Raw genomic sequence first — 13378 nt, forward strand, 5'->3', positions numbered from 1 at the left:
TCTAAAAAAGGCGTTTCACTTATTTACAAAAAACATAGCTATGTGTCAGAAACTAGTTTCTTTTGATATTCTTTTTTATCAAAAAAATCTATGTCTCTATGTGTTAATTTTTATTAGACGTTACAACTATTCAATAATTCAATATATGAAAGCATATATTTAAAGAATAAACAACATTGGTTAAAAATTCAGTTTTTCCGGCAAATATTTAGCTACTAATTCTTTGTAGTATGGCAATAATGCTTTTACGTCCGGTTTAACAGGCGCTTTTGTATATAAATCGTATGGATTAAATTTTCTTACCCAGTCAAACATTTCGATATCTTTTTCATTCATCAAATGTGCATAAGCATTTTCTTTATGCTGCGAATAAAATGAATGGTAGCGAATCATATATAAAGCAGGCTCAGGTAAATAATCTTTCATGATCTGGTACAAATATTCATCATGTCCCCAGCTCATTTTTACATTATCCAGTCCGCAATTTTCGGTGTAAACACCAAATTTAGTATTGAACCTTTCATCTGTATAATCAGGATTGTCTTTGAAAAACTCAGAATAAACAATTTTATCTGAATAGGCACAGCCTACAGGAAAAGTATCTCCTACTACTGCCCATTGTGGTTCTCCGAATAAACATAATATTTTACCCAAATCATGTATAAATCCGGTAAGTACAAACCAGTCCGGATGACCATCTGCCCTGATTGCCTCAGAAGTCTGCAATAGATGCTGTGTCTGATCCAAATCAATATCCGGGTCGCTATCGTCAACAAGTGTATTCAAAAAATCTACTGCTTCCCAAATTGACATTTGTTTTTTATTGAACTGCAAAAATTCCTGCTCTTTGCTGCAAACAAAATCGTAAGTCTGATACGTATGATTTATTCTGTAAAATTCCCTAACCGTTTCTACTCTTTCAGAATCTACATAATTTCTAAACTCCTCTTTTTCTTTTACAGGTTCAGATGGATCCGGATAGCGTAATAGCAAATCATCTTCCCATTCATCTAAATTATGCAACGGATTATCTGTGTCTATATGCTTTTTCATGCGATTATAAATTAAAAGTTATAAGACAAAAATAGAATTACATATAGATTTCAAAATGGACTAATACATCAAAAATATGGATAGAATTTAATTGTGTAAGAATATTACATGTGTAATTCCTGAAAAATCAAAATTCCTTTACTGAAATTCCAAATTCTCATTTTCAGAGTATTTAAAAAATAAATTCCAAATTCCAACTTAGTATGCAGTTGGAATTTGGAATTTAAAAAATTGAAATTTATATTAATTGATAAGTTTACTTGGAGGAAAACCAAACTGCTTTTTAAAGCATCTGCTGAAATATAACGGATCATTGAATCCAATCATATTCGTGACTTCAGAAACGTTGTATTTCTTTGTTTTTAAAAGTTCGGCTGATTTTTTTAAACGAATGGTACGAATAAATTCATTTGGAGCGAGATCGGTCAGTTCTTTGATTTTTCGGTACAATTTAGACGAACTTACGCCTAGTTTGTCACACAAAAATTCTGTTGACAAATCTAATTCACTAAGATTATCATTAATTAAAGCAGTAATTTTTTCCATAAACTCTTCGTCAATTGGTGAATGTGTAAGTAAGCTTACTTTGCTTTCTACTTCTCCGGAAAATTTTGCTTTAAGGTCTAATCGTGATTTAATAACATTTTCTATAACCGATTTCAGTAATGTAGGTTCAAAAGGTTTTACCAGATAACCATCAGCCCCAATTTCGTATCCTTTAACCTTATCGACATTTTCGCCAAGTGCGGTAAGCAGTACAACCGGAATATGGCTGATAAACTCATCATTCTTTAGCTCTTTACAAAATTCGAGTCCGTCCATAACCGGCATCATTACATCGGCAACGCATAAGATTGGTTTAATTTGGCGGCAAATTTTAAGACCTTCCTCTCCATTTTCGGCATCATACACTTTGTAATAATCGGATAAAAAGTCTACCAGATACTTTCTAAGTTCAGTATTATCCTCAATAACCAGTATTTTTTGTTTCAGTTCTGTATTCTGAATTGTTTTCTTTGCTGCTTTTTCCGGAATCAGCATGCTTAGATTATCATTTTTCAAAGCATATTCAAAAACTTCCTTCGTTTCATAAGAAACACGGTCAATCGGAATTTCAACCCTGAAGGCACTTCCTTTTCCGAGCGCACTTTCTACACTAATAGATCCTTTATGAATGGCTACTAATGATTTTACCAATGATAAACCAATACCAGATCCCGTATTATGTGCCTTACTATTAGAAGCCTGATAAAATCGTTTGAAAATTTTTTCCTGGCTTTTCGGCGGGATTCCGATACCATCATCTATCACTTCAATAACCAGAATTTCATCCGTATTGTTTTTTAGCCTGATGAATAGATCTACGTTTCCGTATTTATTGGTAAACTTCAAAGCATTGGATAACAGATTGTACAGGATTTTGTCATACTTGTCATTGTCAATCCAGCCTTCAATAGCTTCTGCTTCGGCAATAAAATTCAACTTGATTTTTTTGTTGAAAGCCATTTCTTTGAAAGAATCAAAAATGTTTTTCGAATAGCTTAAAATATCCGTTTTTGTAACCTTAAGCTTTAATTCGCCAGACTGAGCTTTTCTAAAATCAAGAACCTGATTTACCAGATTTAAAAGCCTGCTGGCATTTTGATAAATAAGATTATACCTGCTTTTTTCATAATCGCTGGCATTAGTGTTTTCGTCCAGTAATTGCTTAGCCGGACCTAAAATAAGCGTTAACGGTGTTCTTAGTTCGTGCGAAATGTTAGTGAAAAATCGAAGTTTTTCGTTATTCAGTTTAATATCATGTTCCCTGTTTACTTTTTCGGTAAGCAGTTCCTGTTTCAGACGGATACGGTTTTTTATTTCCTTTCTTATAAAATAAAAAATGAAAAACAATGCTATAAAAATCAGTAAGAAAGATATTGGCGTTAACCAAAACGGCGGCAGTATCCTGATTTCATAGGAAACCTCTTTGCTCCAATGACCATCGCTGTTACTGGATTTTATTTTGAAAATATATTTTCCGGGATAGAGATTGGTATACTGAACTGTTCTTGAGTTACTGTTTGCCGTAATCCATTGCTTGTCAAAACCTTCCAGCATATACTGAAATTTATTTAGTTTTTCATTGGCAAACGAAGGTGTAGAAAACTGAAGAGAGAAGTTACGGTTTTTGTAACTCAGTTCTACTTTTTTCGCATAATTTAAATCCTGTGAAAGCGGAATGTCTCCATTAATTTCCATTTCAGGAAGAATCTCTTCATTCTGAATCTTGAATTCGCTGATAACAGGTTCTGGCGACCAGTTGTTTCTCTTCATGTTTTTTGTTGAAAATGTAATGATACCATTTTTACCACCAAGAAAAATTGTTGAATTATTAAAATTGAAAAAGCCGCTTGAACTAAAAACATCCAGCCTGTTACCACTGTTTACATGATAAATATTGATGTCTTTCAGATCAGACTTTACCCAGGCAATACTATTATTGTTGATATTGAGCCATAAATTTCCGTTTGCATCAGATAACATATCTGTAATCCATATACCGGAAGTTTCCTTAAAGTTTTTTATGGTTGTAAATGTGTTCTTTTTAGCATCATAGATACATAATCCAAAACGTGTTGAAGCCCATATTTTACCTTTCTTGTCAATCATAATATCACTAACGTTATCTTCGTTAGTCATACTATTTTCCCTTTTAGAAAGGGATTTGTAGGTTTCTAATTTATTTGAAACAGGATTGTATTTTACAACACCCGTTTCTGTAGCAAACCACACGTTATTTTGAGAATCTTTTTCAATTGAGTTGATTTGGTAACCAGGCAATAATTTTCCTTTCGAAGTCTGAACCTGAAGTGTTTTTGTATTTAATATAACTGCTCCTTCACCAAATGAACCTATCATCAAAGATTCTGTTCCAATTTTTCCAAAAGCAAATATTGGCGAAGTGTCAAAACCAAGATTCACCTCTTGTGATGCATTGACAGTGTAATTATACACCATCAATCTGCCATCCCAGAGTCCGCAATAAAAAGTTTTGCCATCTTCAGAATAAATGCTGGATATATCAATCGATTTGTTGTATAAGGGCACAAAACCTTTTGCACTTGAAATAAAAAGTCCGTTATGACTCGTTGCAACAATTACTTTTCCGTCATACGTTTTGGAAAAACCTCTTATTCGGGGCGCCTGATTACCGATGTAACGGGAAATATCTTTATTGAGTGTAAATTGGTTTTCATACGGATCAAATTTGTCAAGTCCGTCTTCAGTACCAATCCACAAAACGCCTGAGCGATCAAAATACAGGGCCGAAACCAAATTATCAACGATAGAAGTATCATCAGACAATATAGAATAATACCATTTATAATCGCCTTTCTGAATGTCTTCCAATTGTTTACAAACTAACAATCCGCCAAGTGTTCCTACCCAATATTTACCATCCGGGGCTTTGGCAACCGATAAAAAATAAGGTCCTAAGCTCCCTCTGATTTCTTTATTTTCAATATATAAATTTACAAATTCATCGTTTTTCTTATTTAATTTATATAGTCCTCTTCGTGTTCCGACAAATATGTCTGCTTTAGCATCTTCATAAATAAAATTGATGTATGGGTTTTTCTCATTCGAATGTGGTACCGAAAGTGTGTAGTTGTTCATTCTTATAATAGCTCCTTTGCTATCTAAAGTAATTTTGGCAACAGATCCTTTATCATAACTTCCAACCCAGATATTTCCCTTTTTGTCTTCAAATATTTCTTTTACGTAGTCAAAACCTTTAATTGGGATTTTTTCAAATCTGTTTTCTTTCAAAAAGAACATGTAGAGTCCCTGATTTTTAGTCCCTACCCACACTCTTTTGAACTTATCAACATACACAGACCTGATTTCGCCTTCGGGAATACTGTTTGGGTCATTTTTTTTAGGCAGGAAAGTCACAAAAGCATGAGTATCCATTTTAAAAAGCGTGAGTCCTTTTCTGGTTCCGATCCATAAATGATTCGAAGATTCATCTAATCTTAGCGCCGTTATGTCGTCATTATACAATCTGTTATTACCGGGTGATGAACTCAGGTAGTTTTTGAACTGATAACCATCGAATCGGTTTAACCCAAAAAAAGTTCCAAACCACAAAAAGCCTTTTTTATCCTGCACTATATGCCGAACAGAATTATGAGACAATCCATTGTTGTCATTATAATGTGTGAATTTTATATTCTGCGAATGTGCATAATAAAAAAAGAGGAAGCTGAGAAGTAGTATGAAAGAATTTTTTCTCATATAATGAATTATAAATACTGCTTATGTTTCGGTTAAGATAAAGTTAATAAATTTAAGGATATATGCGTTGAATCTGATTGGTTTTTAAGCTAATCTTAAAATGATTTGACGGTTTTCCATTCATAGTTTTCAGAAATATTTTTGCCCATAAAACCATTTTTTCATTATTAGATTTTTCTAATTGTGCGCAGACTATTTTGTATTGTTTCAGTCGATTGGCTCCTATCTCAGGAATTGCTAACTCATCGGCATTTTTTAATCTGTAGAAATCAAAAATCATATCAAAGCCTGTCAAGGATTCAAAATCTTTTGCTTTTAAAGAATTTGCTTTCATCGCTGCCTCAACTTCTGCATTGTTTTTATTTATATACGCCAAATCCACTCCTGAAAGTTTTAAAAGTGATGCAGAAAATTCTAAAGGGAAATCTTCAGGCAAAAATCTTAACCTGACTAATTCCTTTAAATGCCATTTTGTAAATCCCTCATAATCTTTTGTATTAAGTATTTCTTTGTTCCAAATAGCATCGTTTTTTATCTGCTCTAAATGTGCATATTCCTGTTTATAAAAAGGAAACAAACTATTAAATTTTGAAACTTTGTTGATTACCACAGTTTCGATTTCAAGAACAGTATCAGGATGTATTGTAAGTATTTTATAGCCTGGCATATAAGCCGCCAAAGAAGGAGTCTGGATATTAAATAATGTATTCCCTTTTGCTGTAGTCCGGACTCCTGTGTCATTGATGTGCATATGTCCGCCAAAATGAACCTGAACTCCTGCATCGGCAAATATTTGGGCTACCTCTTCATTTGGAACCCTTGATAATTGCATTTTTTTCGGACCAAAAAGCGATTTTAATTCGGGAGATGCATCATCATTGAAATCAATCATCGGATAATGACTGAAGGCAATTAAGGTTTTTCCTTTTTGTTTTGCCTCAGCAGCAACCTTTTTGATCCATTCAATCAAATGATTTTTATAAATGAGCACATTGTTGTAACCGATATTTGCACCGGAAAAATCATTAGGATCATTGGGTTTGCCTGATAGTTTTTCATTCGGAACATAAGCATTGGCATCAATTGCCAGAAGCCATACTCCTTTTACAGGTTCAACGAGATAACTCGCATCAGGAAGAAATAAATTAGTATTTTTTACAGGATACTTTCTTTTTTCTAAATCTGATTCAGCCAAAGCTTTTTCATAACTATAATCTTCATATTTATAATCTGAAAAAGGAGTTTCCCAATATAAATATTTTTTTTGTGGAAAAAACCCGAAAGCCTGCATTTCATTTATGGTTTCCTTGTATCCCCAGTTTTTAATATCAGCGGTAATGATTGGCTCCAGCTCATATTTAGGCAGGTTGTTTTTTGAACTGCTGATAATTTGTTCTTTACCGTCTTTTCCTAAAAAATCAGTTTTAATGGCATCCTGAGCAAAAGGTTTTACAACATCATGGTTTCCGGTGGTTACGAAAAAGGATATGCCGTATTTTTCAGAATATTGATTTAAAATTTTTCTAAGCCCTCTCACATGAACGGGCTGACCGTCATCACTGAAATCTCCGGGAAGTGCAACCTGTTTTATTCCTCTTTTTGCAATGTCATTTAAGGCTTCCAGAAAGGCAAAATAATTTTCGTTGAATATTCGGGTTGAATGTAATTGGGAATTCATCGTCCTGATATTGGCATATTCTCCCGTTTCAGGATTTTGGATTCCCTGATAATCATTGTCTTCAAATTTTGCAAAAATATCCTGTAAATGTGCATCGGCTATAAATGCAATCTGCACATCTTTTATTTTTGTCTGTTGTGATTTACAAGCCGACAATGATAGAAAAAACAGTATAAAAATGAGTATTCTTGACATATTATTTAACTTCTGTAGTTTGTTTTAATAGCTGATTTTCCAGCGTTGCTGAAGTTACATTTTTCAAAACAATCTGTTTGTGTTTGGCCTCCGGAAAATTTATTTCCTGCATATTGATATTCTGAACATCATCAAACACAAATGCAGGCCTGAAATCAGCATCGTCTAATGTCAGTTTAATATTTTTCAGCGTTATTCCGTTGGCATGTCTCACATATAATCCATAAGCCGGCAGTTCTCCAAACATAGAAAATTCAGGATAATCCTGAACTGCTTCGGGAACCTGATGCAATCGGTTTAGCGGAATATACGCCATTCCTTTAGAGGATCTTCCGGGATAATTGATTTCGATATTTTCTAAAACTACATTTTCGATATTATGTCCTTTGAGTCCCACGATAGAGGACGGGAAAGGATTATGAAAGAAATCAACTTCCGGACCTCTCAGGTCATAGTTAATGTCCGGACGATCAAAAGGTACTTGCACTTTTATGTTTTTTATGCTAACATTTTTTACACTTCCGGGTTTATCACCAGTTCGATTTCCTAAACGTATAAAAACAGCATTACCTGTATTGACAGCATTTATATTTGATACGTCAATATTTTCTATAAAAGCACCATCAACAGATTCTATTGCAATGGCAGAACGAAACGTATCATAAACTTTAATGTCTTTAATGATTACATTTTTGAATCCGCCAAAAGATGCACTTCCGAATTTTACTGCACTGGCACTTGATCTAATCGTGTTATTGGCTATGTAAACCGAGTCATTATAAAATCCGGGATAGTATGATTTTAAGCAAATTCCGTCATCTGCAGCGTCGATATCGCAATTGGTTACCCTGACATTTTTACAATCTGTAATATCAATTCCGTCATTGTTCCAGTACGAACGATTTACAATTTTAAGGTTATCCAAAACAAGATTGTGACATAACTCGAACGATAATCCCCAACAGGAAGCTTCACCCGCTTTAAGTCCTTCGATTAGAATAGATTCGCATTGTGAGAAACGAAATAATTTTGGACGCATGGTTTCACTTGGCCTGTTTCTGCGAAGGCTGTATTTTGGATCTACTGTAATACCAGCATGATGAAGACTGTCAATATTTAAAGCCAGTTGTAAACCCTGACCATCAATAGTTCCTTTTCCTTTAAGTGCAATGTTTTTGGCTTTATGGGCAATAATCAAAGCCATTTGAGAGTTGTCGTCTTTTTTAGGAGAATCTGGTCTTCCTTCAAAAGTCATATTGGGATAATCTTTCGGATTTGTACTTCCGAGCAGGATGGAACCTTCTTCAAAATACAGGGTCACATTGCTTTTTAAGATAATACTTCCGGATAAAAAATTCCCTTTTGGAAAAACTACACGTCCGCCTTTATTTTTAAAAGCGGCATCAACTGCTTTTTGGACTGCAATAGTATTAATCGTTTTTCCGTCTGATTTTGCACCGTAACTGGTGATTAAAAAATCTTTTTGAGGTTTTTGCGCATTTGATTTAAAACCAAATGAAAAAAGATTGATTATCAAGGCAATAAAAAACAGTTTTAGTTTAATTTTTGACATTATTATTCTTTTAGTATTTAAATACTTTCAAACAAAAAATTAAACTAAAACTGCCTGCAACAGATTATAAAGAAATCTTACTGGTTAATGTAAGCTTCTAATTTATCTAAAGTATTAAGTTCTGTCTCTCTTGCGCAAGAGGATATAATTTTTGTTTCTAAGTATTTTGCTGGTTTAGAAATTAACAAATATTGTGTTCCATCGTCATCAGTTTTTACATAATCTTTAGGATTGTATAGGATAGCAGCTCCAACTTCAACAATTTCTGCTGCTACATCTTCCGGATGTTTTCCCCAAACGGCGATATAATTCTTTCCTTTTTTAGTTTGAAAATCTTTAAAATAATTTATTCCGGTAACAAATTGTACTTTTTCTCCATTTAAGCTAGAAGCTTCCACTTTGGCCTCTCTTTTTCCTGAAAATACTGTTACACGAACTAAAATATCTACTTTTTTTCCTTTGTAAGGCACTCCTCTTGAAATCATTTCCATCCATGAAGTCGTATCTGTTTTTCCAACGCGGGCCAAACGGTTTGTAACAGGATTCAGGGGTACTACTTTTTCACCATCCCACAATTTTACACCACCCAAACCACTGGTTGCTGCCACTTTATAATAATCAGCTCCCCAGCCTTCTTTTTGCTGTTCAGGAGTTGGATACCAATTTGCCTTTTTTAATTCTAATCCTTTTTTTGCTTTATTATACACATCGATAGCTACTTTATCGCTAAAATAGATTCGCAATGCCATCCACTCGTTTTCAATTGCCGGTCCGTGATGCCCTATTGTTTTGTACAAATCACCTGATTCTGAGCCAATATCTGTCAAATACGTTATTTTATCAGACTTCATATACAAACTCGTGTCTGTATTATTTTGTGCAAAACCAATGCAGCAAAAAAACAAAGCAGGTAAAAAAGATAATTTCATAATTTCTATTATTTATAGGATTAATTTAATTTCCGTAAAAATAAAACAACCTTTCAATAATACAGCAACATTTTTTATAATATTAAGAAATTATCGTTTAAAAATTGAAACACAGATTTCACATATTACCACGAAAATCAATGTGTTTTTAATTGCACTAATTCTTTAAAACATAATATCCATTCTACAAATTGGGTTTTAAAAATGGATTAAAACTTGTTGAAAATCAGCGTAATTGTGTTCCTATAATTAAATTCATTTACATACTTATCAAGAAATGACCATTTTATGATGAAACGGTGTAAATCCTGTAATGTAAATATGTTCTCCTTTTGTACGCAGGCTTCCCTGATGATAAGTATATGCTTCACTATCCAGGTTTTCTACATTTAAATGTTCACATTTTCCGGGACCAAACTGTATGGCATCTGATCCCATTGAGATTTCACCATTTCCGGATTTGAGGAAATAATTTTGCTTTTCATCCAATACCGCACCTGTCACATTACTTCCTTCTTTAAAACACATTTCTATTGTTACTTCTACATTTGGAGGACCTTCGACTTTAAAATCCATATTCAGGATTCCGTTATCTTCAGTGATTTCAATTGTAGTTATTTGCTTTTTTACGTTGCTTTTAACCCGGGAATCAAAGTCCATTTTATTCCAAAAACGCCCGTCAGGTGACTCTGATAACTTATAATCGCCGTCGTTTTTACGAAATTCTTCTGCAAGCGGCTGATAGTAATCTGCTTCTTTGGTTTCTTTTAAGATGTATTTATTTCCTTCTTTTACAATTCCTTCACTACTGAAATACCCCATACGGAAAAATGATGTAGAAAGGCGCATGTATTTTAATATCGCTTCTCCTTTTCTATACATCAAAAAATTCGGATTCGAAGATCTTCCCGAAACAATCATTACCGGCTTGTCATTTCCTCCAAATAAAGTTAGAGAAACTTTGCCACGCCTTATTCTTGCCAAATTTGAAAGCGCAAAAAATTTCTCAAAATCATTTGCAATTGCCCCTTCAACTGGAATTTGTTTTTTCAGTTCTTCATTTTCCATAAAAAAAGCAAGTGAACCCGACAAAATATCAGCAGCAAAATTTGAAAGGCCTTCAATCATTTCAACCATCTGAATAAACATCGGATTTTTTGTCCGGATTGCCATATAACGATACTGCAGGTAAAAATTCGTCACTTTTAAATCCATAAACTGATCCTGCCTTTTTGAATCAACTGTCACCAGATCACCGTTAAGTTCAGTGTAATAAAAATAAGTCGTCAGGTTTTTATTTACAATATCAAGCAATTGAGACCTGTTTAGCAACCTCGCCATTGTTATGAGCGCTTTATCAATAACAGCAGAATAAATTCCGCTTCGTTCGGCATAATGCCCGTCTTCATTCATATAAATTCCTTCAGCCAGCCATTCGTCAATTCTTCGGATATATCTAGTATCAGGAAACAGCGAGTTGATGTTGGCCAAAGCAGCACAAATAACCCATCTGTGGTTTGGTGTGTGAATACCGCCTGTAATCATGGCTTCTCCTGCATTGAGAATAAACTTTTTGAGTTTGTCTTTTAATTCGTCTAATCCTTTTTGCTTACTATTTTTTAAAATAGCAGCTGCCGGACAAATATATTCCAGAACAAAAGCAGTGTCTGGCGGCGATTGTCTGTTCCCTCCGGCATCTAAAGTACCATCACTGTATTGAGCTTTCAACAAAATTTCTGTTGCTTCATTGATTTTTTCTACCAGAATTTCAGACTTATAAAATCCTGATTCTGAATTACACATTGAAGCAGCCATAACGGTTATTGAACTTGCAACATTACGAAAACTATTAAGTCGGATAGCTGGATCATACGGTTTATTCAATAGGGAGGTAACTTTTGCATCATTATTCAAAATGAGCTTTTTCATCAATTCTGTATCTTCTTTCGATTTTTTGTTTTCAGAAAGAAAATCATTTGCAAAAACAACATCGCTAACTAAAGCGCCAGCAAGCGAAAGACCTCCTAATCTTATAAATTCCCCACGGCTCATTTGGTTTTTCATGCTGTTAACTTTTACTGATACTTTTCTTTAATTTCAGCCAATTACGCAGTGGCTTTATCTAAATTATAAATACTGCTTGCAGCTCCCAACAATGCTGCATTTTCATTGTCAGTAGAAATCTGAATACTGATTTTACAACCTGCTTCTTCAATTTTTCTATTAAAGGCAGGCAGAAACAGATCGCTTGCATCTGCAATTTTTCCTCCAATAATAAAATGTTCAACTGAAAACTTTTTAAACCACGGAGTAACTATTTCAGCCAGATCTTCTCCCATTTGCTCAAAAGCCTGCAAGGCATTTTTATCACCAGCAATGGCGTGATTGTAAAGTTCTAATCCGTTTTCAAGCTGCATTTTACTTAACATAAAATATTTTGACAAAAGTCCTCTCAACGATACATAATCTTCTGCTATTCCGTTTTTAAAAGGCAAATTCCATATTTCACCATCTGCAGGTACTTCATTTCCATACGTTATTGATTTTCCTCTATCTATAAAACAAGAGCCTAAACCTGTTCCCAAGGTAACAGCCATAACTTTTTTTGAAAGATTCCCCATGTATTGATACACTTCTCCCTTACCAAAACAAGCTGCATCGTTTTCAAAAAAAATATTAAAATCATAAGCAAGATTAAGACGCTCCCTAATCAAATCGCCAATATTTAATCCGTAAAAATTTTCATATTTTGCCTGGCCTTTAATCATTGAGATCCCTTTTTCATAATCAAACGGTCCGGGTATGCAAACTGTAATTCCGCTAATATTTTTTATTGCTGAATTTTCTAAAGAAGTTTTAATCGATTTTTCCCAAAAATCCATAACCTGATTTACAGGCAAATTAGAATTAAAACTTTCTTTATGTACAGAAGAATTCAAAACTTTCATATTTGTTACATCAATAACGGCGGAGGTAATATGTGTTCCTCCGACATCCATACCGATAGCATATTTTTTTTCCATTTTATTTGTGGTTAGTGTTTTTTATTTAAGTTGTTTTCCGAATTGCAAAAGCAGATTTATCTGAACCAACAGCATAATTATTTATCCGTTACTTTCACTAATGTCCAGTTGATGCCCAACGGATTTTTGGTTAACTTACAGATTAAAGGAAATTCCGGATTTTTTACGATCCACATTTCCGTTTCATCAATCTGTGCGATTACATGTAAAGCATCTACTGATTTTCCTTCGATTTCAACAGTGTTTTTATCTGTATTCTGATCTAAAACATAAGTGGTATTATTGTAAATGAACTTGTTATTTTTCACTAAATCCTGATAAGCGGACTGCGAAATCATAAAAAAAGTTTCATTTGGCTTTAAATTCAAAACCGGTGCATATTCGCCCTGATTATAACTTAAAGCGTTCCCATTTTTAAGCCCTTCTGAAGTAGTCACAATATTGCTGTTTACATCTCTCGTATCTAAATTAAGTGTAAGTGCATCAGTTGTTATATTACAAGTAAGTGTTAAAGTCCGGGTCTGACCGTGAAGTTTGCAGATGTAATGCAACACCGTATTATTTCTGATAGTAGGAACAAAACTCTGTGCTGACATCAGTTGAAATAGCCCGCAAAAGAAGACGGTTAAAATTGTATTTTTCATGA

Annotated in this window: 8 protein-coding genes; all 8 read right to left on the minus strand. The window is 33.9% G+C overall.

The genetic code is table 11. The annotated features are described in order from the left end of the window. Positions 1–180 precede the first annotated feature (180 nt). The gene (locus OZP09_RS01700; RefSeq protein ID WP_223678405.1) at positions 181–1053 is read right to left on the minus strand and encodes an inositol oxygenase; all 873 of its coding nucleotides are present in this window, start codon (positions 1051–1053) and stop codon (positions 181–183) included. A gap of 243 nt (positions 1054–1296) precedes the next feature. After that, positions 1297–5334: a hybrid sensor histidine kinase/response regulator gene (locus OZP09_RS01705; protein ID WP_281310169.1), complete on the minus strand. Its 4038-nt coding sequence runs from the start codon at positions 5332–5334 to the stop codon at positions 1297–1299. Positions 5335–5386: 52 nt separating this feature from the next. Then, positions 5387–7207: a metallophosphoesterase family protein gene (locus OZP09_RS01710; protein ID WP_281310170.1), complete on the minus strand. Its 1821-nt coding sequence runs from the start codon at positions 7205–7207 to the stop codon at positions 5387–5389. A gap of 1 nt (position 7208) precedes the next feature. Then, positions 7209–8780, minus strand: a complete 1572-nt coding sequence (locus OZP09_RS01715; RefSeq protein ID WP_269236208.1) for a glycoside hydrolase family 28 protein — start codon at positions 8778–8780, stop codon at positions 7209–7211. A gap of 77 nt (positions 8781–8857) precedes the next feature. Next, on the minus strand, positions 8858–9709 hold the full coding sequence (locus OZP09_RS01720) for a DUF4861 family protein (protein ID WP_269236209.1): 852 nt from the start codon (positions 9707–9709) through the stop codon (positions 8858–8860). 270 nt (positions 9710–9979) lie between these two features. Next, complete coding sequence (locus OZP09_RS01725) at positions 9980–11773, minus strand: hypothetical protein (RefSeq protein WP_281310171.1); 1794 nt, start codon at positions 11771–11773, stop codon at positions 9980–9982. A 41-nt stretch (positions 11774–11814) separates the two neighbouring features. Next, positions 11815–12732: an ROK family protein gene (locus tag OZP09_RS01730; protein ID WP_281310172.1), complete on the minus strand. Its 918-nt coding sequence runs from the start codon at positions 12730–12732 to the stop codon at positions 11815–11817. A 77-nt stretch (positions 12733–12809) separates the two neighbouring features. After that, positions 12810–13376 carry a hypothetical protein gene (locus tag OZP09_RS01735; protein ID WP_269236214.1) on the minus strand — a complete coding sequence of 189 codons (567 nt, stop codon included), beginning with the start codon at positions 13374–13376 and terminating at the stop codon, positions 12810–12812. Positions 13377–13378 lie beyond the last annotated feature (2 nt).

Source organism: Flavobacterium flavigenum (genome assembly GCF_027111255.2).
In the GTDB taxonomy this organism is placed as follows: Bacteria; Bacteroidota; Bacteroidia; order Flavobacteriales; family Flavobacteriaceae; genus Flavobacterium; species Flavobacterium flavigenum.